General features: G+C 54.6%; 18 protein-coding genes and 1 tRNA gene. 14 read left to right on the forward strand and 5 right to left on the reverse strand.

What is annotated here, in order from left to right:
* Positions 1-5 precede the first annotated feature (5 nt).
* The 3 genes from rmuC to DWV16_RS14400 form a co-directional block, all read right to left on the reverse strand.
* Entirely contained in the window at positions 6-1,337 is a 1,332-nt protein-coding gene (gene rmuC, locus DWV16_RS14390) for a DNA recombination protein RmuC (protein WP_243007333.1), read from the reverse strand.
* 1,250 nt (positions 1,338-2,587) lie between these two features.
* The gene (locus DWV16_RS14395; RefSeq protein WP_118479900.1) at positions 2,588-3,004 is read right to left on the reverse strand and encodes a hypothetical protein; all 417 of its coding nucleotides are present in this window, start codon (positions 3,002-3,004) and stop codon (positions 2,588-2,590) included.
* Between the two features lie 84 nt (positions 3,005-3,088).
* Entirely contained in the window at positions 3,089-3,901 is an 813-nt protein-coding gene (locus DWV16_RS14400) for a ParA family protein (protein ID WP_066452441.1), read from the reverse strand.
* A gap of 294 nt (positions 3,902-4,195) precedes the next feature.
* Between DWV16_RS14400 and DWV16_RS14405 the strand changes: the two genes are divergently transcribed.
* The 6 genes from DWV16_RS14405 (at position 4,196) to DWV16_RS14430 (ending at position 15,537) form a co-directional block, all read left to right on the forward strand.
* Positions 4,196-6,130: a DnaB-like helicase C-terminal domain-containing protein gene (locus DWV16_RS14405; protein WP_118479902.1), complete on the forward strand. Its 1,935-nt coding sequence runs from the start codon at positions 4,196-4,198 to the stop codon at positions 6,128-6,130.
* Positions 6,131-6,333: 203 nt separating this feature from the next.
* A complete protein-coding gene (locus DWV16_RS14410; protein ID WP_118479904.1) occupies positions 6,334-7,431 on the forward strand; it encodes a hypothetical protein in 1,098 nt (365 codons plus the stop codon).
* 300 nt (positions 7,432-7,731) lie between these two features.
* Positions 7,732-8,970 carry a hypothetical protein gene (locus DWV16_RS14415; RefSeq protein ID WP_118479906.1) on the forward strand — a complete coding sequence of 413 codons (1,239 nt, stop codon included), beginning with the start codon at positions 7,732-7,734 and terminating at the stop codon, positions 8,968-8,970.
* A 124-nt stretch (positions 8,971-9,094) separates the two neighbouring features.
* Positions 9,095-9,168: transfer RNA gene (locus tag DWV16_RS14420), tRNA-Gly, on the forward strand.
* 354 nt (positions 9,169-9,522) lie between these two features.
* Entirely contained in the window at positions 9,523-14,625 is a 5,103-nt protein-coding gene (locus DWV16_RS14425) for an Ig-like domain-containing alpha-2-macroglobulin family protein (RefSeq protein WP_118479908.1), read from the forward strand.
* A 144-nt stretch (positions 14,626-14,769) separates the two neighbouring features.
* The gene (locus tag DWV16_RS14430) at positions 14,770-15,537 is read left to right on the forward strand and encodes a helix-turn-helix domain-containing protein (RefSeq protein WP_118479928.1); all 768 of its coding nucleotides are present in this window, start codon (positions 14,770-14,772) and stop codon (positions 15,535-15,537) included.
* Between the two features lie 269 nt (positions 15,538-15,806).
* Here the strand turns inward: DWV16_RS14430 and DWV16_RS14435 are convergent, their stop codons facing one another.
* Positions 15,807-17,402, reverse strand: coding sequence for an MBL fold metallo-hydrolase RNA specificity domain-containing protein (locus tag DWV16_RS14435; protein ID WP_118479910.1), 1,596 nt, complete (start codon positions 17,400-17,402; stop codon positions 15,807-15,809).
* 204 nt (positions 17,403-17,606) lie between these two features.
* On the opposite strand from DWV16_RS14435, the gene DWV16_RS14440 reads away from it, so the two are divergent.
* The 4 genes from DWV16_RS14440 to DWV16_RS14455 are packed head-to-tail and all read left to right on the forward strand — an operon-like array spanning position 17,607 to position 21,386.
* Positions 17,607-18,398 carry a xanthine dehydrogenase family protein subunit M gene (locus tag DWV16_RS14440; protein ID WP_118479912.1) on the forward strand — a complete coding sequence of 264 codons (792 nt, stop codon included), beginning with the start codon at positions 17,607-17,609 and terminating at the stop codon, positions 18,396-18,398.
* Entirely contained in the window at positions 18,395-18,850 is a 456-nt protein-coding gene (locus DWV16_RS14445) for a (2Fe-2S)-binding protein (RefSeq protein ID WP_066452467.1), read from the forward strand. The genes DWV16_RS14440 and DWV16_RS14445 overlap by 4 nt, the downstream gene beginning before the upstream one ends.
* Positions 18,847-21,135 (forward strand): xanthine dehydrogenase family protein molybdopterin-binding subunit, encoded by a 2,289-nt coding sequence (locus DWV16_RS14450; protein WP_118479914.1) that lies wholly within the window; start codon positions 18,847-18,849, stop codon positions 21,133-21,135. Before DWV16_RS14445 ends, DWV16_RS14450 begins: the two co-directional genes overlap by 4 nt.
* Positions 21,135-21,386, forward strand: a complete 252-nt coding sequence (locus tag DWV16_RS14455) for a hypothetical protein (protein ID WP_066452465.1) — start codon at positions 21,135-21,137, stop codon at positions 21,384-21,386. Before DWV16_RS14450 ends, DWV16_RS14455 begins: the two co-directional genes overlap by 1 nt.
* 465 nt (positions 21,387-21,851) lie before the next feature.
* On the opposite strand, the gene DWV16_RS14460 is transcribed toward DWV16_RS14455, so the two are convergent.
* A complete protein-coding gene (locus tag DWV16_RS14460) occupies positions 21,852-22,397 on the reverse strand; it encodes a helix-turn-helix domain-containing protein (protein WP_118479916.1) in 546 nt (181 codons plus the stop codon).
* 178 nt (positions 22,398-22,575) lie between these two features.
* On the opposite strand from DWV16_RS14460, the gene DWV16_RS14465 reads away from it, so the two are divergent.
* The 4 genes from DWV16_RS14465 (at position 22,576) to DWV16_RS14475 (ending at position 24,671) form a co-directional block, all read left to right on the forward strand.
* On the forward strand, positions 22,576-22,785 hold the full coding sequence (locus tag DWV16_RS14465; RefSeq protein WP_118479918.1) for a hypothetical protein: 210 nt from the start codon (positions 22,576-22,578) through the stop codon (positions 22,783-22,785).
* Positions 22,766-23,134, forward strand: coding sequence for a hypothetical protein (locus DWV16_RS18900; RefSeq protein ID WP_147349474.1), 369 nt, complete (start codon positions 22,766-22,768; stop codon positions 23,132-23,134). The genes DWV16_RS14465 and DWV16_RS18900 overlap by 20 nt, the downstream gene beginning before the upstream one ends.
* Before the next feature lie 154 nt (positions 23,135-23,288).
* Positions 23,289-23,450, forward strand: coding sequence for a hypothetical protein (locus DWV16_RS19115; protein ID WP_158572911.1), 162 nt, complete (start codon positions 23,289-23,291; stop codon positions 23,448-23,450).
* 252 nt (positions 23,451-23,702) lie between these two features.
* Positions 23,703-24,671 carry a replication initiation factor domain-containing protein gene (locus DWV16_RS14475; RefSeq protein WP_118479922.1) on the forward strand — a complete coding sequence of 323 codons (969 nt, stop codon included), beginning with the start codon at positions 23,703-23,705 and terminating at the stop codon, positions 24,669-24,671.
* Positions 24,672-24,680 lie beyond the last annotated feature (9 nt).

Below are 24,680 nucleotides of genomic sequence, written 5' to 3' on the forward strand. Positions count from 1 at the left end.
ATCGTTCAATCTTCCCCGAAGTCTTCCCCGGGCACAGGTGGCATATTGGTCTGCTGCGGCAGCGCGCTCACCGCTTCAAGCCGCCGCCGGATGGCGCGGGTACGCACACCGACCAGCTTGTCGAGTTCGCTGTTCGCCTGTTCAAGCCGCTGCTGGGTCGCCGCAAGCACCTCCCCGAACCGGTCAAATTCGGTCTTGACCGCGCCCAGTACCGCCCAAACTTCCCCGCTGCGCTTTTGAATTGCCAGCGTTTGGAAACCCATCTGCAAACTGTTCAGAAACGCGGCCATTGTGGTTGGACCAGCGATGGTCACCTTGAAGTCCCGCTGGAGCGGTTCCAGCAGGCCCAGGCGCAGCGCTTCGGCGTAAAGCCCCTCAAATGGCAGGAACATGACCGCAAAATCGGTCGTGCCCGGGGGATCGATATATTTGTCGCGGATGTCCTTTGCAAACAGCCGGATACGTGAGGACAGCACTGCCGACGCTTCGCTCACCGCGGCCGGGTCGCCCTTTTCATACGCTTCGGTCAGCCGCAGGTATGCGTCGGAAGGAAATTTCGCATCGATCGGCAGGAGAACAGGCGTTTCCCCATCCCCCGGCAGCACCACCGCGAACTCCACAACATTGCGGCTGTCCCGTTTGGTGGCGACATTGGCACGGTACTGTTCCGGCGAGAGTATTTCGGAAAGGATCGCGCCAAGCTGGACCTCCCCGAGGATGCCGCGCGTTTTGACATTGGAAAGTACTTTTTTGAGGTCTCCAACCCCGGCGGCAAGGCTCTGCATCTCTCCCAGGCCTTTATAAACCTGTTCGAGCCGTTCGCCAACCACCTGAAAGCTCTGATTGAGGCGGTTTTCGAGGGTGCGCTGCAGTTTTTCATCCACCGTATGCCGCATCTGCTCGAGCTTTTTCTCATTGTCCTGCTGGATCGCTTCCAGCCGCGTTTCAACCGTCTGGCGGATTCCGGAAAGCTGCTGTTCATTCTGCGCCGTAAAGGCACAAAAACGCGCGTCGATCCCGCGCATCCCATCCGAGACCGTTTTTTGCAGGGAGTCCTGCCGGCGGGAAAGCTGTTCGGACAGCTGCCGCTGCCCGTTTGAAAGCTGCGCCCCCAGCGTTCCCACGGTGCGCGCGACGTTTTGATGGGTTTCCTGCCGGGTCTGCCGTCCTTCGGAAAGAAACTGCTCCTGCAGGCGTTCCAGCTCATAAAGGATTGGCGCGGGATCGAAATCCGCGCTTTCCTGCGCGGACCTGCGTGCCGTCAAAAACGCCGCGCCTGCAAAAATGCAGGCAAACAGGCTGAAACCGGCCCCCAGCCACAACAGGATTTCCTGCACTGAAATTCCCTTCTTCCCCGCTTATCATTCCCGTTCTGTACACAATTAGAATTATTTTACCATAAACATCAAAAAAAGGGAATACCGCCCGCTCTTTTTTTATCGGTCCTTTTTTCATTCTGCCAAAAGAAAAAGGACGGCCTGCCTTATGAAAAGGCAGGCCGTTACTTTTTTATTACAGTACTTACATTACATACAGTACATACACCCATAATTTAGCCTTGGAGTATGGGTTGATTTACCAGCATAATCAGCGGCCTTTTGGGCATTACGCGTCAATTTGCCGGGTGGTCAGTTTTGGCTTGTCCGGTAGGCAGTTTTGGCTTGTCCAGTGGTCACTTTTGGTTTGCGGGGTGGCAAGAAGCGGTGAGTCCGCTCCGGAGGCGGATCTGATATAATAACCATGGAACAGTTATCATTTGGGTTTCCGGGCAGGTAGACCCGCGCCTTTGCCGATGCCGTCCCAATGCACAGGGATTTTACCGCGCGGGCAGGGACTCTATAAGAATTTGAGCAGTTCCCCAAAAAAGCCTGAAATTTGGAGAATGGGAGGGATAAATGGGAAAACTGTTTTTTGGGTACGCAGTTTTGGTTAGTGGTGTCTGAAGGAATTGAGTGAATTTTTGTCCGGTGTACGGCGAGGGACCTCCAATCCGGCTTAAAAAGGGACTTTGCGGACATTTTGGATGGGGGCGTATCCCGATATGGTGGAATCGAGAAAATGAAAGAAATCTTCTGAAAAACAGAGAAAATAGCGGATAATTTTGAAAAATTCGCAGCAAGAGTACCCAGTTTCGGTTAGCTGGCGGAGCGGGTGGTCAGTTTCTGAAGAACCAAATTGCAGGCAGGCTTTTGCCGGGAATCTGGGTACCATCGCGGGGAATGTCGGGAAATTAATACGCAAGGTAATTACTTTACAGGATTTCAGGGAATGGATACAGTTTGGAAAAATGTATGAAAAACGAAAAAAACAAGAGAAATCAGAAGATAAATTTAAAATTCGAGAAAATTTATTTCGTTTGGTACCCAGTTTCGGTTAGCTGACCGGCGGGGCAAAATTACATCCTGTAAAATAGGGTTTGTCCGGGATGATTCGATGAAAAATAAAAACAGAAGAAAATCGATGAAAACCCGTGTAAAAGGGATATAAATTTCGATAACTAGAATTATATTATTTGTTTGGTACGCACTTTCGGTTAGCGGTATCCCCAATATCTCGTGTTTTTATGTAATGGCAATAAGCTTTACATTTAAACGCCGAGGATCTTCTTGAGGATATCGTTCACCAGCTTGCTGTCGGTGACTTTTTGCGCTGTCGCGGCCCGGTGGATCGCTTCGATGACAGCCGCGTCAAGGTAAAAGGTTTTGTTTTTGGCGGCTCTTCCCTCCTCGCGCACAATGAACGCGGTCAAGTCGGGAATCGGCGCTGCGCTTTGCTGCTGCCTGCTTTTAGCCGGGGGCCTGCGGTTTGTGGGCGGGGTGGGTTCCGGGACGGCCGCCGCAGGTTCTGCCTGCGCCGGGACGGTTTCTTCCGCAGAGACAACCGGGACGGCCAAAGAGGCCTGCTGCACAGGCGCGGGGATGTCCTGCGTTTCCGGCTGGGCGCGGTGGGTTTTGTACTCTTTCGCCTGGCGTTCCAGGACGCTTTTTGTAAATTTATTTGCCATGATGTACTTCCTCCCTGCAAGGATCTTTCTGTTCATCGCGCGGCCCCGGCCCGCCTGGCGGAGGGTCTGGTCCGGCACACTATATTATAGGATCTTTTTTGCGAGCATTTCGTCGACTAATGACGCAATCGCGTCGCATCCTTTGGAGCGCAGGTCATAAATGGAAATGGGGACGGCGGCCAGCTCGCTTTCAGTGATGCGCACATTGCGCGGGATGATCGTCTCAAAGAGGATTTCACGCAGATCGGCGGTGTCGGGCGAGGTGCGCAGAAATTCCAGGAAATCCGCCGAAAGCCGGTTGCGCGCGTCGAAATCGTTGACGATAAACCCCTTGATATTGTCCGCGCGGCGCAGCCTGCGGCGGGCCTCCTCCCACAGCGCAATGAAAAGCTGGGCGCCTTCGATGGCGTTCATCGAAACGTCGCTCACCAGCATAATTGCGTCGGAGGCGAGAAATGCGTTCTGGTTGACAATTGACATACTGGGATTGGTATCGATCAGGATGTAGTCGTACTGGCCGAAAAAATCCTGATTGTCGGCGAGATAGTTTGAAAGGATCTGTTCACGCCCGGCGACCGAAGCAATCTTGAGCTCGGCCTTGTGCAGAAAGATCGATCCGGCGATCATGTCGAGCCCCGGCAGCCGGTCGATTGGGCTTTTAAGGATCAGCCGTCCGGGCGCGGGCTGCTCGGATTCGATGTTGTAGATATCGTAGGTGGTGCAGAGATCGGGATCGGTACGGTCGATGCCCATATTGTTGGTGAGGTTTCCCTGCAGGTCGCTGTCGACCACGAGCACGTGGTAGCCGAGCTGCGAAAGGATCCCGCCGATATTAAAGCAGAGCATTGTCTTGCCGACGCCGCCCTTCAAGGTTCCGAAGGTGATGATCTTGCCCATAATGTCCCTCCTGTGCGATAAGCGAATCTATTACCGAATCCATTATAACATAGATTGGAATATATATGCAAGAATATATTTGCGATCTTATTCGACAATATTATTTATATTATATTTTTTATTATAATATGTTTTATAATGAATATTATATAAATTATTATATTAATTAATATGATTTCTAATAGAAAAACGAATATAAAGATTAACAGATGAGCGCTTGCCTTCGCGAATACATTGTGCTACATTACATAACATGGATTCCCGACGATATGCGCGGCGAAAGGAGAACTCCCCATGCAGAAAAATGAACGGCTTCTCGAAGAGCTCCGCGGGCTGCTGCCCGAATACATGGCGCAGAAGCGCATCCTCATCGGCGGGCGGAAAAACCGCCTTATCCGCTGCATCAACCCGCAGCATGAGGACCGCCACCCGAGCATGTCCTATTACCAGCAGGCGCACAAGCTCAAATGTTTTTCCTGCGGCGCGAGCTATGACATCTTTGATGTGATCGCAATGGATTACCCGGACTGCGACAGTTTTCCGCGTCAGGTAAAGAAGGCCTGCGATATCTTCGGCCTGCCGTTCCCGGAAGATTTTGGCCGCGGCGACAGGGCGGTTCTGTCCGCCCGCGCGCCCGCGGCCATCCGGAAAACGCTCCCCGCCGCCACTTTGCCTGCGCCGCAGGAGTCCGTGCCGCAGGCGGATTATACGGCGCTCATTGAAGAAAAGATCAAGACGCACGGGCTCGGCGGGGAATATTTTGAAAAGCGCGGCATTTCGCGGCGGCTCTGCGAAAAATACCGTCTTTTCCAGGCAGACGGGCGCGCATGGATGCCGGTGTTTGAAGATGGGAAATGTATCTGCTACTGCGCGCGGGCAATTTCGGATACCCTCCAGCCACGGTATAAAAACAGTCCCGGCCCGATGGAGATTTTCGGCGCGCGCTATTTTCACGGGGAAGGGGAGGGGGGCGCCCTCTTCATCACCGAATCGATCCTCGACGCGCTGTCGGCGGAGGAATGCGGCTATCAGGCGGTGGCGCTCTGCGGCGCGGCGAATGTGCGCAAATTCCTGGAGCTTTGCCGGGCGAATCCCGCCGCCGCAAACCGATATAAGCTGATCGCGGCGGGCGACGCGGACGAGGCGGGCCGCCGGATGAACGCGGAGCTGGCCAAAGGCCTGCGGGCGCAGGAGCTTTCCTGCGGGGAAATCCAGCTGCCCGCGCAGGTAAAAGATTTTAACGAACTGCTGATGCGCGACCGGGAAGTGCTGCGGATGGTGCTGGGCTTATCGGCGTCCGCCGACCGGCGGGCCTATGAAAAGACGAGCGCGGCGGCGGCGGTGGGGGAATTGCTTGACGAAGCGATCCGCCGCGCCTCCCGCGACGCCTGCCCGACGGGTTTCCCGGCGCTCGACCGGGTGCTGGACGGTGGGCTTTATGCCGGGCTCTATATCATCGGCGCGATATCGTCGCTGGGCAAGACGTCGTTTGTTTTGCAGATAGCGGATTATATCGCGGCGCATGGAACCGACGTGCTCTATTTTTCGCTGGAGATGAGCCGTATGGAGCTGATGTCCAAGAGCATCTCCCGCCTCACCTATCAAAACGACCCGGCGGCGGGGCATGCGGACGCCTTCACCGCCCGGCAGGTGATGCGGCTGCGGCAGGACATCGCGCCGGAACGGGGGATTCTGCTGAGCAATTCGATCGAACAATATAAATATGAAGCGCGCCGGCTTTTCCTGCGGGAAGGGATTGGGGATATTTCGGCGGCGGATATCCGCGCCGCGGTGGGCGAACATATCCGGCTGCGCGGCTGCAAGCCGGTTGTGGTTGTGGACTACCTGCAGATTCTCAAGCCCGCCGATCCGCGCGCCACCGACAAACAGAACACCGACCGCAGCGTGGTCGAGCTCAAACGCATCAGCCGGGATTTCGACCTGCCGGTGCTCGCCATTTCGAGCTTCAACCGGGAGAATTACCGCAACGCGGTTTCGATGGAGGCGTTTAAGGAGAGCGGCGCGGTGGAATATTCCTCCGACGTGCTGCTGGGCCTGCAGCTTTCCGGGGCGGGGGAGCCGGGGTTCGACGTGAACGCCGCCAAGGCGCGCAGCCCGCGCGCGGTTGAGCTGGTGCTGCTCAAAAACCGAAACGGCGTGCCATATGCGCGCATCGAGTATGCTTATATCGCGCGCTTTGGCTATTTTGGCGAAGGCGCGGTACGGTAATCTTGCCGGGGGCAAGGAATGATCGGTAGAATGCTCGAAAAAGCCGGTCGGTTTTTCAAAGAAATGACAAAACGGTAACAAAAAGTTACAAAACTATGACAAAACCCATTGACAATATGAAGATTTTGGGATAGAATTATGACCACAGGAGAAATTTGGAGAGATTTTTCCCAATCAAAATGATTTACTAGGAGGAATTCCCAATGAAAAAGGTACTTGCGCTCGTTCTGGCGCTGGCGACCGTTCTGTCCCTGGGCGTCACCGCTCTCGCTGCGGACGTGGACATTGAGGATCAGGACTTTGCCAATGTCTATCTGAAAGACGCGTATACTGCTGATTTTGGCGGTTGGACCAAGGCCACCAACGCGCTGGATGTCGTTCCGGACAAAACCCTGTATTATGTCCTGGATAAAGTCGAAATTGCTGCGAACACCTTGGCAGCTGCTCATGATAAGATTGAGGTAACCCCCGCTGAGCTGGCCGACGGCGACCTGTTCAAGGTCAAGTTCGACAAAGAGAACAGCAAATACATCAAATCGATCAAGCTGGTCGAAAAAGATGTTGGTGGCGCTGCTGGCCGTGAAAATGTCATTGAGGTCAAGCTGAACGACGATCAGACCGACAACGAGTACAAAATCCAGTTCACCGCTTCCTTCACCGCGAAGGGCAAATATATGGATACGCTTGCTGCTGGACTGAAAGACTTTGAAATCTTCTTCAAAGAGCAGACCATCTGGATGGGCAACAACAAGGTTGAGGAAGAGGACTATGACACCACCGCTGGAACCGGCGGCATCTTTGTCAAACCGGTCAAGAACGAAGAGAACACCATCACCTGGGAAGACGAGAACAACACCCTCGCCGTCCTGACTGCTGACATGGATTCTTCCACCCAGTACTACTTCCCGAAACTCTCCACCAAGTGGGACAACGTGAAGTATGCCGAGCTGTTCAACGATCAGGACGCTTTCGTCCGTCAGTGGGTTGGCACTCCGGAGATCTCCTCCACCTCCCGTGCGGTTCTTGAACTCAACGTTCCTTACATCGATGATGATGAGGAGCTGACTGTTGACGAAGATTCCATCATTGTCTACGAAGAAACCGCTGATGGCGAGCTGATCGACATCACTTCCAAGGGTACTTTTGGCTACAATGACGACGACGAGTTTGTCTTCACCATGAAGACCCGCCGCCTGGGCACCTACATCTTCGCTGAAGCTCCGGTTACCGAAGCTGAAGATGAAGTTCCGGCTGACGAAGTTGTCGGCGCTGACAAAGTCAACCCCGGCACTGGCTTCTAATTTACCCCCAATCATAACTGTATGATACAAAGGAACGGACGGCTCTCCACGTCCGTTCCTTTTGCGTTTGTTTACAAATTGTTCATAAATAATTGCGATAAAAAGCAATAATTTCCAATAACTGTAAGAAAAGTGACAGAGCGGTAACAAATAAATTGCAAAAGTTACAATTTGGTTACAAAAAGCCCTTGACATTTCCTGTTTCACGGGATATACTGGTAACAGTTAAGGCAAGGGTTGGAGGACCTTTCCTTACGCGCTTTTCAAAACTGATTTACACTTATTAAGGAGGAATTTCCAATGAAAAAGATTCTTTCGGGAATCCTGGCCGCTGCGATGGTCATGAGCTTCGCTTCTGTGGCCGCTATGGCTGCTCCGCTGACTAGCGGAAACGATAAGGCTGTTACCGGTAAGATTTCTACCGTTGTATTCTACGACGATGATGACGAGAAATATGCGGATACTGAGGTCAAGTTGGGCACGGACGGTTCTATCCTGGCCGAGGATCGCATTGCCCCGAATTCGATCATTTATGCTTATATTAAAGATGTAAACTGGGATACAACTGGCGCTATCGCTGGCAACCATAGCGCAACGATTAAATCCATTCAGGACAAGGATCTCTTCAAAATTGACATTGATAAAGACACCAACGGCAAAATGATCAAGAAGATCTCCTATGACGGCGACAAGAAGATCCCGGGAGGCGATCGTGCGCTCCGCCTCAAGATCGAACTGGCGGACACCACGACCACTTCTGAGATCCACACCGATGGTACCATCTCCTTTATTGCAAAGAAAGATTCCACCGACAAGATCGGCGGAACTGAAACCTTTGTCAAGGGCGACAAGATTGTCATTCCGTACTCCTTCTGGATCAACAACGAGAAGAAGACCAACGATGACAACCCGGATGCGGGCGACCGTGTTTACTTTGATCCTGACAAGAACGACACCAACACCCTGATCTGGGGCGACGACCGTGCCGCTCTGAAGTTCGAAGCTGACGACGATGCTTCCAAATTCTATGCCCGTCTGTCCACCAGCACCGACCGCACCCTGTACGCTGAGTACGGCGATCCGGTTGACGCTGACCTGTGGTTCTATGACTTCGTCACCAACCCGACCATCCCGTCGACCTCCCGCGCGACCCTGACCCTTGGCATTCCGTGGGACGAAGATGATGACGATTATGTTCCGGATCCGGAAACCTGCTTCATCTACGAGAAAGATGCTGATGGCAACCTGACCGACGTCACCGACAAGTTCACCTTCTCCGAAGATGACGAAGAGATCCCTGGCTGGTCCATGAAGACCCGCGTCCTGGGCACCTACGTCCTCTCCGACACTGAGCTCGACATCGAAGCGATCAACGCTGACGATGAGGATGACGACGATGCGGCTGCCGATGTCACCACCCCTGACGGCGGCAAAGACATCCCGCAGACCGGTTCCAGCGACATGGTTAACGTAGCGGTTGTTGCCGCTGTTGTTTCCCTGGCTGCTGCTGGCGCTGTCGCGTTCCGCAAAGTGAAATAAGAACCCTTTTTAAAGGCTGATTGAGAAACCGCCCGCCGGCTGCCTCCACAGCCGGCGGGATTTTCCCTCAAAAATCCGCGCCGAAGGCGCACCTTGTCCCGGATATTCTTCGGGCAGGCCGCGTGCAGGTATGGTGTAATGGCAACACTTCTGCTTCCCAAGCAGACAACGCGAGTTCGATCCTCGTTACCTGCTCCACATAAAAAGAACCCGTCCTGAAAAGGGCGGGTTTTTTCTTGAAACAATTCAGACTACCAGGCAAAAGACGCGAGTTCGATCCTCGTCACCCGCTTCACAAAAACACGCTTTCCATTCGAAGGGCGTGTTTTTCATTGTCGAAAAATAATGGAAGATGTGGTATACTGAAAGCGCATGAATTGCGGGCGTTTTTGCCACTAATAAAATGTAAGGCGGCGGCGCCGTTGGCCTGTCTCGCGGGAAAGGGCAGGCGGAGAGCACGACGCCGGACGCCTTGCTTTTTTGGAAATTTTATTTGGGCGCGCCCATCGAACGCGCCGGGGAGCTTTGGAAATAAGAACGGAGGGATGACGCATGAAAAGCGTATCCAGATGGCTGATCCCCACACTCATCGCGGCAGTGATTGTTGCCGCGGTAGGGGCGGGATATTTTTTGTCGCGGCCGCAGACCGATGCGCTCTATGCATCGGTGACTGTTACGGCAACCGCGGAGGACGGGCAGGGTGTGCTGCCGCAGAGCGGTTTCGCGGTTTCGAGCAGATACAGTATCAAGGAAGCTGACTTGCGGGCAATGCTCGATGTGGAGCCGGATTTGGAATATACCTTGTCCGGGTCGGGAAAAAACTGGACGCTTACGCCATCCGCACCGCTTTTGGATAATACGGTTTACACCATCCAGGTGAAAAACCCGGCTGGAGACGTGGTGCAGTCGTTTGCGTTCCAGACACGCAGCGACCTTTTGGTGGGGGCGACCTACCCAGCCGATGAAGAAGGTTATGTCGAACCGGAATCCGGAATCGAAATCACCTTTAACGCGCCGGACGTCGACCTTTCGGCACATTTTGGAATCCTGCCGGAGATTTCCGGTAAGTTTGAAGCCTCCGGTTACACGTCGGTATTCATTCCGGATGAGCCGCTCGCGCAGAACAGTATCTATCGGGTGACTCTGCGCGCCGGGCTGCGCGCGCCGAACGGAATGACGCTCAAGGAGGATTATACCTTCTCGTTTGAGACCTCAAACGCCCAGGATGACAAGGACGATTATAGGCGGCTGCGGCTTGCGGGTGATTATGCGGAAACCTTCCTGCCGGGAGATCCGCTCGCGGTTGGGCTTTCAAGCGGCGTGAAGATCAACGGAAATATGAATGTGACGGTCCATCGTTATCCGGATATCAATGCCTATCTGCGGGAACTGCAGGCGTACGGCTCGTTCTATGAGGAGCGTTATGGCGCCAAAACCGATTATGTCGCCGCCACTGCCGGACTGGAGGAGGTCTTTTCGTATCAGGGAAAGCTGTTCCAGAAAACCGACTACTGGGGAGATTTATATGCCATTCTGCCCGATGAACTTGGGGAAGGGCATTATATTGTGACAATTTCCGGGCAGGATGACGAGGGAAACAACCAGTTTGTGCAGAAACTTCTGCAGATCTGCAACCTTTCCCTATACACACAGAGTGTGGAAGGGGATACCCTCTTCTGGGTTAACGATCCGGTCAGCGGAGAACCGGTCGCGGACGCGTCTCTGCGGCTGACCGAGGCGGTCAAGGATGGCAGGCTGTTCGACGGCGTCACGACAGCGGATGGCATCGCCAAGATTTCCACTGGCAAGACGGAAGAAGCCTATCTCGAAGTGGTGCGGAACGGCAAGCTCGCCTATGTGGAAAAGGTGCGGCTTTCCGGAGCAAAGGACGCGCCGGTTTCCGAACGCTATTATACCGCGCTCTATACGGACCGTGAGATTTACCAGCCGAATGATTCCATTAAATTCTGGGGCGTTGTGAAGCCCCGCCGCCAGGGGAATTCGCTGCCTAAGAGCGTCTATGCGGAGCTGACCGGATCATGGCCGGAAAATACCGTCTACAAGGTAAAAGCAGCGGTAAACGAGGACGGAACCTTTATTGGGGAGATGCCCATCACCGGAATCAAGAAAGACTGGTACAGCTTCAAGATTACCAATGGTGAAGAGGCGGACAACACAGGCGGCCGGTATGAAGCGGCCGGCGTTTATACCAGCAAGGGCTTTTTGATTGAGGAATACACCAAGCCGCCTTACGCCATCACGGTCAAAGCCGACAAGGACTGGTACTATGCAAATGAGCAGGTCCGGTTCTCGGTTTCCGCTTCCTATTTTGACGGCACGCCGGTTTCGGGCGGGCGGCTGCGGTTCTCCTCTTATCAGTTGGGGCTGATGTCGGACGATGAAAAAGGGATCATCACGCTCGACGAGGCGGGACAGGGGAGTATCACCCTTTCCTATGTCCCGGACGGGGAAGCCCTTTCCTGGAACCCAATGAGCGTCTGGTATGAGGTCTCGAACGCCGATCCGGAGGACGTATACGTCTTTACATCCGGTTCGGTGCGGATGCTCCCCTCACAGATCGCGGTGGAGGTGGATTCCGCCGCGGAGGGGAAACTCACTGTGCGCGCCGCGCAGATTGATGTTTCAAAGCTCGGCGAAGCGCCGCAGGTGCGGCCGCTCAAAACGGATGAAAGCGAATTTGACCGGCTGGCCGGTGCGCCCGCGGATCTTCCGCTGACAGCAACAGTACATAAGGTTCAGTATGTCCAGACCCCGGTAGGCAGTTATTACGATCCAGTCAATAAACGTACCGTTACGCGGTATGAAAGCAACCGGGTGGAATCGGTGGAGGACACCCGCCAGATCTCCACGGTGGGCGGTACAGCGGTACTGGACTATCCGTATGAATCCACCACGGACACCTATTACCGGCTCGAACTGACCTTTGATGGGCAGGTGATCGGCCAGGTGCAGGAGATGCACAGCCTGCGGCCCTATTATTTCTCGCCAAACAGCGACGGGGAAAAGCGCTACAGCTTTACCAGCGGGGAAAGTTTTGACAGTAACCGGCTCGCCGTGCCGCTTGGGGAAACCATTCCGCTCGGGCTTTACGAAAACGGCCGGCAGATCCAGCCGGAAGGCCGGGTGCTTTACAGCACTGTGCAGCGAAAGACCCTTTCGACCGCGCTGTTCGAAGGGGGAGCGGCGTCGCTCACAATGGAGGAACAGTATCTCCCGAACGTCGTGATCGTGGGGGCTTATTTCGACGGGCGGCACGTTTACCTGATCGAAAACCTCTATGTCACCTATGATTACACAGGGCAGGAACTCACTGTGCAGGTGAAGCCCACCGCTGAAAGCTATCGTCCCGGTGAGAATGCCGTGGTCGAATTGACCGTTACCGACGCGCAGGGCAGCCCTGCCGCCGCTTCGGTCTGTATCGGCGTGGTGGATGAGGCTGTCTTTGCGATTGCCGGGCAGGAGATCGACCTGGCGGCGCAGATTTACGGCAGCATCTATCATCCATCGGTGGAGCAGGGCGTCTCCTACAGCGAATACGCGCTTGATGAGGCGAATCCAGCCACTGCCGGGGGCGTTGGCACGGGCGGCGGCGGAGATGGCGTGACGCAGGTGCGCGAGGAATTTGTGGATACCGCTTCCTTCCAGACGGTCGTGGTTGACGCGACCGGTAAAGCTGCCGTTGAAGTGAAACTGCCGGACAACATCACCTCCTGGAGGGTTACCGCCTGCGCGGTGACGTCCGACCCGCTTGTGAAGGCGGGCAGCGGTGTTTCAAACGCGGTCGCGACCCTGCCTTTCTATCTGCAGGTGCTCCATTCGGACAGCTACCTCGAAGGGGACGATGTTTCAATGACCCTGCAAAGCGTTGGGACCGAGGTCACTCTCCTTTCAGGGCAGGCGGAATATACCATCACCGTTCATAAAATGGATGGCACCGAGATCGACCGTCTAACCGCTTCCGGCAAGCCGGGCGAGCGGGTACAGTTCAATTTCGGCAAGTACGACGCGGGCCAGTATTATTTGCAGGCCGCAGTCAAATGCGGCAGCCTTTCCGACGCGGTCAAACAGGAGTTTGCGGTGATCCGTCAAGGGCTTACCGTGCCGGTGATCCGTTCGATGCCGCTTTCAGAACTTTCTGGGCTTTCCAGCGTGCGCTATCCGGTGCGGATGCTTGTCTATGACCATCGGATGACAGCCTATATGGATGGTGTGCAGAAGCTCGCCGGGCAGTCCGGCAGCCGGACCGAAGTCCTGGTTGCCGCTTACCGCGCGCAGGTCGCATATAACGAGCTGCTCGATCCATCCGAGCGGATGCGTGTGTACAAGGATGAACGTCTCGAGCAAATCCAGGGCGAGAGCGGGGTGAAATTGCTGCCGGTTTCTGAACCGGATGCCGCTGTGACCGCAAAAATGCTGGCGGCGGCGCCCGACCAGATCAACCGCAGCTCGGCCAGGACCTTCCTGCAGGAGGTGCTCAAGGACCCTGCCGCCACGCCGGATGACCGGGTTATGGCCCAGATGGGGCTTGCGGCCGCGGGCGAACCGGTGTTGCTCGATATCACCCGCATGCTGGAGGAGCCGACGCTCACAGCGGCGCAGAAACTTTACCTCGGCGTGGGGCTTGCAAAGCTCGGTGATTTTACAGGCGCGGAGAAGGTCTATGCTTCGCTCGGCGGGCAGATCGTTGCCGAAGGGGATCTCAAATATGTCGAGACGGGCGGCACCTTCGACGAGCGGGTGCAGAACACCGCCGCCGCGCTGATGCTCACTTCGATCACCTCGAATCCGGACGCGGATGCTCTGATGCGTTACCTCAATCTGCAAAATACCAACCGCCGGGCGTCAACCACCGTGCTCTACAACCTCGAGCAGCTTGCCTATATTGAGAACTTTACCATTCCGGCCGGATCGGCCGGCGCAAAGTTCAGCTATCTGCGCGACGGGGAAAAACAGACGGTGGACCTGTCCGGGAAGGGCTGGGAAGCGATTTCGATGAGCTATGAAGCACTGACCGCCGCCCAATTTGAAGGCGGGAAGGACGTCTATGTAAGCGCCGCCTATACCGGTTACGCGGATGCGTCCGGCGCGGCGGACAACAGTAAGGTGAAGGTGACCAAGTCTTATACGCCGGTTTCCGGCGATGAGATCGGCATTGGAAGCCGGGTCCGGGTTTCGGTCCGGGTCGAATTTGCAGAAGACGCGCCTTCCGGCTGCTACATCATTTCGGATTATATCCCGTCCGGCATGCGCTTTCTGCCGATGCTTTACGACAGCCGCCTGAATCCGGCGTATGACTGGTGCTGGGGCAATGTCGAAAATGAGGGCCAGACGGTGCGCGGCTACATCTATCTTGACCGTGGCGAGCTGCCGCAGCCCGTGCCCTACGATAGCGAGGCTGAGGAAGAGGAGCTCCTGGAAGAAGGGATTAAGATCAATCCTGGAACTGAAGAAGCGGCCGTCCCCGTCACGGATTCGGAAATGGAATTCACCGAGGGTGCGTTGGACAGCTATACGCTGACCTACTATGTGAACGCGGCGATGGCGGGCGATTTCGTCACAGAAAGCGCTTATGTCACACCGCCCGGCGACGGCCTCGCCGCGAAATCCCCGCGCGGTAAGATCGTCATCCAATAAGCAGATAGAAAGCCGTCCGGTAAGGAAAAATTCCTGCCGGACGGCCTTTTGCAACCTATGGTTGACAAACTGCAAGCCGCTGTTTTCTTGATTATCCTGGCCATTTCGGGTATATTGACAACAAGGGAAAAGGGGGAGAACGGGATGAATTTTTGTGACAAGCTGGTTCAGCTGCGCCGGGAGCGTGGCTTTTCACAGGAACAGCTGGCGGAGATTTTGCATGTGACCCGTCAGTCGGTCAGTAAATGGGAAGCTGGGAACGCAACGCCGGAACTTGCAAAGTTGATCGCGCTGGCGGATATTTTTGGCGTGAGCCTTGACTATCTCGCGCGGCCGGAACAGACTGAACGCGCCGCCGCGCGGCCGGACGACGCGGCGCTTGCCAGAGAATTGGCCGAGCTGCGCAGGTGCGTCAAGCGGCGGGATGGTTATGAATACCGCAGCAAAACAACCCTGTTTGGGCTGCCGCTTGTGCATATCAAGATCTCCCGTTACGGAAACGCTGTTGCAAAAGGGATTATTGCGATCGGCAACATCTCGGTCGGCGTTTTGAGCCTTGGCGGGCTGGCGCTGGGGCTTCTGAGTTTCGGCGGCGTCTCTTTGGGCCTGCTCTTTGCCTTTGGCGGGTGCGCGCTCGGTGGGATCAGTTTCGGTGGCTTTTCAATCGGAGCACTTGCCTTCGGCGGCTTTGCAGTCGGCATCTACGCCATCGGAGGCAGTGCGTTTGCGCATACGCTGGCGGTCGGCGCGACAGCGATGGGAAACGCGGCGATTGGCGTAAGCGCACGCGGGGAACAGGTGCTTATGATTGACGGCGCGACGCAGGAGCAGGTACGCCTGTTTCTGCTCCAGAATTGTCCGCACCTGTGGAAATGGCTTGTGCGTCTGGCCATGAGCCTTGCAAACCCCTGAAACGAAACACCGCCCGGACGCGACTGCGTCCGGGCGGTGTGCGTTTTCCGGAGGAGTGGTTCTCACCTTGCCGGATGGGGGCACACAAGGGGATTGCGAGCCGTAGCGAGCGTTTCGAGCGCAACCGCCTTTGGCGGCTCTTAGCGCGAGATAGGCTGCCGGTCTTCCGCCCGTGAGATGCGCTGACGAACGTCGGCGCGCCGCTCAGGCCGCGGGCCGGGCAGTGAGGAATGAGGAAAGCTGCGGCCGGGAGCCGCAGTTTTCGCGTATCATCGTTTCCATTTTTCGCAGAGTGCGTTGATCTGGTCGGCAAATCTGGCAAGATCCTTGTTCGCGCCGCCCTTGTTCTGTTCGATCACCTGCATCAGGCGCTGTCCGGCAGCGACCAGGCGGGTAAAGACAGAAGAAACCGGCTTGACGGTGACCTTTTTCGGTTCCCGCTTGATGCCGGGTTCGAGCATCGTGTTGGTGGCGAGGTCGAAGCTCGCCTGATAGTCGGGCGCGGTTGCCGGGATGCCATACCGCTCTGCGACCAGTTCTGCGAACGCGGTGCAGGTGGCGTCCTCGCCATGGACGACAAAGATGTGTTCGGGTTTCTTCTGGTAGGCGTCGAGCCAGCGCAGCAGGCCGTTTTGGTCGGCGTGGCCGCTGATGCCTTCGAGCTGGGTGATTTCGGCTTCAACATCGATCGTTTCGCCGAAGAGCTTGACCGATTTCGCGCCCTCAATCAGCGCGCGGCCGGTGGTGCCGACCGCTTGGTAACCGACGAACACAATGGTGCATTCTGGCCGCCAGAGGTTGTGCTTCAGATGGTGCTTGATGCGTCCGGCCTCGCACATGCCGGATGCGGAGATGATTACCTTGGGGCGATTGTCGAAGTTGATGGCGCGGGATTCGTCGCTGGTGACTGCGAGCTCGAGCCCATGGAAGGTGATGGGATTGATCCCGTGCTGAACCAGCTCCATGGCTTCCTCATCGAAATAGCCGTAACGGTTTTCGTTAAAGATATTGGTTGCCTCGATGGCGAGCGGACTGTCCACGTAAACCGGGAAATTCTTGTGGCCCTTCACAAGGTCGCGCGCGCGGATTTCCCGCAGGAAATAGAGCAGCTCCTGCGTGCGTCCGACCGCGAAGGAGGGGATCACGACGTTGCCGCTGCGGTCGAGGGTTTTCTGGATGACACTGGCAAGCAGCGCGGTATAATCGGGAGGGACATTGTGGTTGCGGGTGCCGTAGGTCGATTCGATAACGACATAATCGGCTTCATCTATGTACTGCGGGTCGCGGATCAACGGCTGGTTGAGGTTGCCGATATCGCCCGAAAAGACGATTTTTTTGGTGATGCCGTCTTCGGTGACCCAAACTTCGATCGAAGCGGAGCCGAGCAGATGCCCCACATCGATAAAGCGTATCCGGACGCCTTCGCAGAGTTCGGCCATTTCGTTGTATTCATGCTCCTGAAGCTGGGAAATAATCTGTTCCGCGTCCTGCATGGTGTACATCGGTTCGACCGGTTCACGGCCAGCGCGTTTGCCTTTGCGGTTTTTCCATTCGGCTTCAAACTCCTGAATATGAGCGGAGTCGCGCAGCATGATGCCGCACAGGTCGGCGGTGGCGGAGGTGGTGACCACCGGCCCCCGGAAACCGTATTTCGCAAGCAGCGGCAGACGGCCGGAATGGTCGATATGCGCGTGGGTGAGCAGCACAAAATCAATTTCCCCCGGTGCGACCGGCAGTTCCTGATGTTCATATTCATCGGGGCCCTGCTGCATGCCGCAGTCGATCAGGATCTTTTTGCCGCAGGCCTGCAGATAATGGCAGCTGCCTGTGACTTCATGGGTCGCACCCAGAAACGAGAGTTTCATATAGTTACCTCCTGATGCAATTTAAAAAGAACCTATGTCCATTTTAATGCTTTTTCATAGTATTTACAAGTGAATATTATGTAAACTGTCCATTGGTAGCACTTTCCCGCAAATTTTGTCGGTCTCTCCCCTTTACTTCCGGTTTCTTACAGGTATAATTATTATAGAATTTTATGCCTTGCCGTTGGAAAGTAGGAAGAGAAGATGTTTACAGCAAAGACATATCACTTTGCCGAAAGCCTTGACGATGCGTTCGGGCTTCTGCAAAAGAACAAGACCAATACCATTTTGGGCGGCTGCGGATGGCTGCGGATGACCAACAAACGCATTTGGACTGCCATCGATTTGGGCCGCCTTGGCCTTGACCAGATCGAAGAAACTCCGGAAGCCGTCCGGCTGGGCGCATCGGTGACCCTGCGCCAGTTGGAGACCTGCCCGGCGCTGCGGGGGGCGTTCGGCGGTATCCTGCCGGAAAGCGTCCGGCATATCGTGGGCGTGCAGTTTCGCAACATGGCCACGGTCGGCGCGAGCGTATTCATGCGCGCGGGCTATTCCGACCTGTGCGCGGCGCTGCTCGCGCTCGACGCGTCGGTCGTGCTGCACGCGGGCGGGGAAATCCCGTTCGCGCAGTTCCTCGAAATGCCCTATACCCGCGATATCCTGACCCATGTGACCATCCGAAAGGATGGCCGTAAAGCCGCCTATGAGTCTCTGCGCCTTTCCGCCACCGATTTTCCGGTGCTCGCGGTCGCGGTCAGCCGTCTGGGGGATGACTGGCGCGTTTCGGTTGGCGCGCGGCCGGGAAAAGCGTGCCGCGCGCCCGAAGCGGAGCGGCAGCTCGCAGCGGGCGCGTGGGCGGCGGCCGGTGAGGCCGCCGCCCACGAATTGCGGTTTGAGACGAATCTGCGCGGATCGGCGCAGTACCGCCGGGCGATCACGCCGGTGCTGGTGCAGCGCGCGGTGAAGAAGCTGATGGAGGGGGAGAGCGGCAGATGAAAGTAAAGGTAACGGTCAACGGGAAGCTTTATGACAAGCATATCCCGAACGATATGATGCTGATCGATTTTCTGCGCAAATACGGCTTTGTGAGCGTCAAGCGCGGCTGCGACACCGCGAACTGCGGACTGTGCACCGTCTGGGTGGATGGCGCACCGGTGCTTTCCTGTTCCTATCCGACAGCCCGCGCCGACGGCAAACAGGTCACGACCCTTGAAGGCGTGGCGGAGGAAGCCGCGGAATTCGGCCGGTTCATGGCGGCGCAGGGGGCTGAACAATGCGGCTTCTGCAGCCCGGGATTTACCATGAGCGTGCTTGCAATGAAGCGGGAACTGCAAAGCCCCTCCCGTGAGGAGATCCAGGAATATCTCGCAGGCAATCTCTGCCGATGCTCCGGCTATACCTCCCAGCTGGCGGCGATCGAAAAATACCTGAAGGGGGAGCGGCCATGAACACGGTAGGACAGCGCATCCCCAAGATCGACGCGGCCGCCCTCACCACTGGCAAGGGTGTCTACACCGAAGACCTGACCCCACAGAACTGCCTGGTGGTCAAGGTGCTGCGCAGCCCGCACGCGCATGCGCGGATCAAATCGATCAAGTGCGACACCGCGCTGAAGGTAAACGGCATCGAATGCATCCTGACTTATAAAGATGTTCCGAAGATCCGCTACACCTTCGCGGGCCAGAGCTATCCGGAGCCGAGCCCTTACGACCGCTACATCTTGGAGGAGGTCGTGCGGTATGTCGGCGACCCGGTCGCGATCGTGGCCGGGCGGGACGAACGCACGGTCGATAAGGCGATGAAGATGATTCGGGTCAAATATGAGGTGCGCGAGCCGCTCCTCGATTTCGAACAGGCGCTCGACAGCCCGGTTGTGGTGCATCCGGAAAGCGATCTGCATTACAATTTCGACATCGGCGGAGATCCCGCCCGCAACCTGGTGGCGAGCGGGGAGGACAGTGCGGGCGACGTGGAGGCAGCGCTCGCGGGGTGTGATGTCGTTATCGACCGCACCTACTACACCAAGGCGAACGCGCAGGCGATGATGGAAACCTTCCGTACTTATACCTATCTTGACCACAACGGCCGGCTGAACGTGGTTTCCTCGACCCAGATCCCATTTCACTGCCGCCGGATCATCGCGCATGCGCTGGGTCTGCCCAAAACCGCTGTGCGGGTGGTAAAACCCCGAATCGGCGGGGGGTTTGGCGCAAAACAGGCGATGGTGAGCGAGCTGTTCCCGGCCATCGTGACGCTGCGGACCGGGAAGCCCGCGCGGATCGTTTTTACCCGTCAGGAGACCTTCTCCGCTTCGAACAGCCGTCACCAGATGCGCCTGCATGTCCGGCTCGGCGCAACCAGGGACGGCGTTGTAAAGGCGATCAGCCTGCACACCCTTTCGAACGCAGGCGCCTATGCGGAACACGCCTGCACGACAATCGGTCTTTCCGGCACCAAGACGATTGCGCTTTATTCTCATGCAAAGGATCATTATCGTTTCACCCACCAGAACGTTTACACCAACACGATGGCGGGCGGGGCGTTTCGCGGCTACGGCGCGACGCAGGGTTGCTTTGCCATTGAGTCCGCCGCCAACGAGCTGGCCGCGCATCTGGGCATCGATCCCACCGAGCTGCGGCTGCGCAACATTCCCAGCGTCGGTGATCCGATGCCCGCCTTCAAGGATGGGCCGCTCTCTTCGAGCCGTCTGGAGGACTGTATTCGCCGCGGCCGCGAGCTGATCGGCTGGGATGAAAAATACCCCTGCCGCCAGCTGGATGACCATACCGTGCGCGCGGTGGGCATGGCGATCACCATGCAGGGTTCCGGTATCGCGGGGATCGACACCTGTTCCGCGACACTGCGGCTCAATGACGATGGTTTCTACACCCTGATGATCGGCGCGACCGATATGGGCACCGGTTGCGATACCATCCTTGCGCAGATGGCCGCCGAGGTGCTGCACTGTCCGATCGAACGGATCACGGTGGACGGCGTGGACACCGACCACAGCCCGTTCGACAAGGGTTCCTACGCCTCCAGCACCACCTACGTGACCGGCATGGCGGTCGTGAAGGCCGCAACCAAACTCTGCGATATTATCCGGCAGGAGGGGGCGCGGCGGCTCGGTATCCCGGTGACGCAGGCGAACTTTGACGGAGATCGGGTGCTTTCAACCATGGACCCGGGCAAGGCGATTTTACTTTCCACGCTTGCACAGGCGCTTTGTGTAGGCGCGGGGCGTTGGCTGCAGGTCACCGAGACACATGCAAGCCCGGTTTCGCCGCCGCCGCTGATGGCGGGTTTTGCCGAGGTCGAAGTCGACCTGCAGACCGGGCAGGCCAAAGTGGTCGACTATGTCGGCGTGGTCGACTGTGGCACAGTCATCAATCCGAATCTTGCCACGGTGCAAGCGCAGGGTGGTATCGCGCAGGGGATCGGCATGGCGCTTTATGAGGATGTCCAGTATGACTCACGTGGCCGGATGAGGAACAATTCCTTTATGCAGTATAAGATCCCGTCCCGGCTCGATCTGCCGGAGATCCGGGTGGAATTTGCGCCGAGCTACGAGCCTTCCGGACCGTTTGGCGCAAAATCGATCGGCGAGGTGGTCATCAACACGCCGTCGCCCGCCATTGCAGATGCGGTTGCCAACGCCACCGGCGTGCGGGTGCGTGAATTGCCGCTCACCCCGGAAAAGATCCTGTTGGGAATGAAAGCTGGTGGATGCTGATGGGGTTCGCACAGTTTTTGATCAACCGCAACTGGCGCTCAGCGCAAAAGGTGGTTTGCCGCCTGACCGGCGACGACAGCTGGCTTTCCCGGCCGCTCTCCCAGGAGAACGTCGAAGAGGCGGTACAGCTGCTCGCGCCGATGGTCGAGACCCGGCATATGAGCAACGAGGAACGTAAGGTGCTTTCGATGCTGGTGATGTGGCGCGGCACCGATGTGTCCCAAACGGAAAGCGAACAGATTAACGAATAGAATCGTGAATAGAATCCCGATTCGTCTTTTGGGAAAGTGATTTTGTTCCCGAATTGACCCGAAAATCGGAACCAAAACCCGTGCAGGAGATGGTCGCGCAGGTCATCGTTTCGGACTGGCCGAAGAAGTGGCGCCATCTGCTTTGCTGCTGGCCGCCGAGCCGGATGGGAACATTTTTACCGAGTAAACGCTGGGTCCCAATTCCGGCGATGTGATGCTGTAAATACAATTTCGTAAGCGATATCTTTGGCGGAAGGGCCGGATCGGGCGACGCAATGCACCGATTCGGCTTTTTTGCGAGTCCGGGCGGGAAATATCCCTGGCGAAATATTTCATGAAATCAAAGTTAAAAATATAGGCATGGAAAGAGCAGGGAATAGGCCCTGCTCTTTTAATTTGCCAATAAAAAAGAGAGTAGCACGTTCTGGATCGGAACGAACTACTCTTTTTTCTTTTGCAATGAATCTAGTTTTCCTTGGTTTGCTTACCCTTTTTTCTTTTTTCCAGCGCATCGAGCATTTCGTCTGTGGCCTGGTATCCGTGTGACCGGCCTATATCAAAAGCTTTCTTCAAAACGTTCTCTTTTTTTACCCGGTTGTATTTTTTGCGTGTCCGCTGTTCCTGTAGTTCTACTTTTTCGTCTATATCGTCATCATCATTTGCTTCTGCCTGTTCTGTAAGGACTTGATTTTTTATAAATTCAATGTCTGTGCTAATATATCTACCCGTGAGCAGATCTAACGATATCTCGTAAATGTCCGCTAACCTGACTAGAATTTCAATGCCTGGTTCGTGTCTGCCTGATTCATAGCCGGCATAAGTTTGTTGCGCTATTCCTATTGCGTCGCTAATTTCTTGTTGTGTGTATCCTCGTTTTAGTCTATATTTTGTAAGTAGTTTTCCGACAACTTCACTTCTTTTTTCGATAGTTTTTGTTATATTATTGATACAATTCTTTGCTCCTATTTCTTTATAAATACCGTTTTTATCGTCAAATATTGTTCCCGGCATGAAATCACCTCATTTTTAGTATAATCGAGATTTTGAGTAATTCAATGAAAAAAAGAGAATATGAAAGCTATATTTTGATTATTTACTTGTAATCTCGATAAATTGTCTTTGTCTAAAATTCCGAAATTTGTTATCTTTATATTACTTGAAAAATCAGTAATTATAGGAGGAGAGCTATATGAGCTGTTTCAAGAGATTGACTATTCCGCAAATGGCAAAACGCATTTTGGTAAATATCCCAGAACTGGATTATTCCTTTGTTGTATCGACTATTCGGGATAAAGGCGATCTAGGACTGGAGGAAATCAGTGTTCAGGACTGGCTATATTATTTTGACAGCATAGTAATTGACAGAAAAGGTGATGTGAATGAAAAAATGCAAGTATGATCTGGCGGTTCCTGTCTGCTGGCGTGATATCTTAAAAGCCGTAGAATTTCTTTTAAGAACTCGGTTTCATTCGGCTGCTGATTTTATTGATCGTGTTCAGTATGATATAGATCATAATTTTCCGGATGATTTATATTATCATCGAGGTCGGGCTTTATTTTATTGTGAAGAGGTATTTATTTGGTATAGGGTTTTAAATGATCTTCGTGAATTTTTAAAATATAAGCCTAAAACCTTAGATCAACTTCGTATTTCTAGGCTGATGCAGTTTTATCTGGCTAATAAAGAAAATCCCCACAGTGCGGATTTGACGGCCCAGCACTGTGAGGATATTTTCCAGAGTGAATAAAACCTCTGTTTTCTATATTTTATATGAATCCAACTGATTTTGCAATGATCTTTTTTAGAATCAGTTCTGACCGCTGAAATGTTGTTTTGTGGGATATGTAATTATTTGTATATGGTTACATATCCCATAACAACAAACAGGAGATTATTTATATATGGTCGAATATCCTTTTCATGTTTTAGTGGCTCTCTGCGGGATGGTATTGGAACGGATTGAGCAGGAAAATCTTACTTCTGAGCAAATAGAAGCACTTTATATCCGCCTTTATCCGGTTTCTGTAGATGGTACGATCTCCTTTGATGTAGGAGCCTTTTAACGCCCGCAGGGCGTTGTCCAGCGCGCCGAATGGCGCATAAAAAAACCTTGTTGCCCTTGCATATCGGGCCTTGCAGTTTTTATATTTTGGACGGTGGCCGATGCTTTTTCGGCCCTGCTGAGACCTCGTTTTGTCCAGCAAAAAAGGCGGCGAAGGCCGCCTAAGCCCCCGGAAAGTATCACGGGGGCACTACACTCCATAAGAAAGTGCTTTAAAGCGCCTTTTTATGCGGGTTTTGGGTGGTTTTTAGGTATGCATAAAAAAATCCTCATAGATTGGTATTCTTCTACTCGTAATCTTGAACGTTTTGTTTGTAGTGATGATTTATCCCCAGAGAATGTTTTGCAATCCCTAAATGATTTTTTGGGGGCATCCTTGCCTTGGCAGTCGGTTGCTCCGCGTAATGGCTATCAAGTTGCATATTCATGTAGTCGTCAAATCACCGCAATGTGGCAACGCAAAGAGGGAGATTTGTTTCTTGATTTCACTGGTGAAGGGTGCCGCCTTATTGAAACGTTAAGCCCCGATTTTAATTGGTTTGGGTTTATTGCTGCCGCGTCCCAGCATTCCGGTTATCATTGTTCCCGCCTTGATGTAGCTTGTGATACATTCGGCGAGTTGTCCATGCGTTCCATTATCCGGTATTCTCTGGATGGCAGGTATATTTCCCGCTGGCGGTTACCGCCGCGGATAGTGCAGGGAAGGGAAGAAACTGTGGATTTTGGCAGCCCCCAAAGTCGTACCATGCTGAGGATTTATAATAAGACTTTGGAGCGTCAATGCCGGGTTGCCACTGATATAAAAGTCCCTGAAAAATGGGTGCGTGTCGAATTGCAGATGCGCAATGAGGCGTGTGAATCGTTCCACCGCGAATGGATGGCCTGCGGCGATCTTGGGCGCGTTTATTTTGGTATCGTTGGGAATCAGCTCCGTTTTGTCAAAGAGCGGTTTCAGGGCCATTCTGAACGGTCTATGGCGGTACAATGGTGGAGCCACTTTTTAGAAGGCCATGAATCCCTGGCGCTGGCATATGCCGGTGGTCTTGATTATAACTTTGATTCATTGCGGCGGTACACATTGGGCCAAGCCGGAAGTAGTATACATACCTATTTGATGGCTACTGACTGGGATATTGACCAATTAATTCAGCAGGTGAAGCACCGACAAATTAACGCTCGACAGCGTGCGTTGCTTGTTCAAATTGGTGTTGATGTGATATAATTAATAAAG

This window comes from Anaerotruncus sp. AF02-27 (assembly GCF_003465835.1).
In the GTDB taxonomy this organism is placed as follows: Bacteria; Bacillota; Clostridia; order Oscillospirales; family Ruminococcaceae; genus Anaerotruncus; species Anaerotruncus rubiinfantis.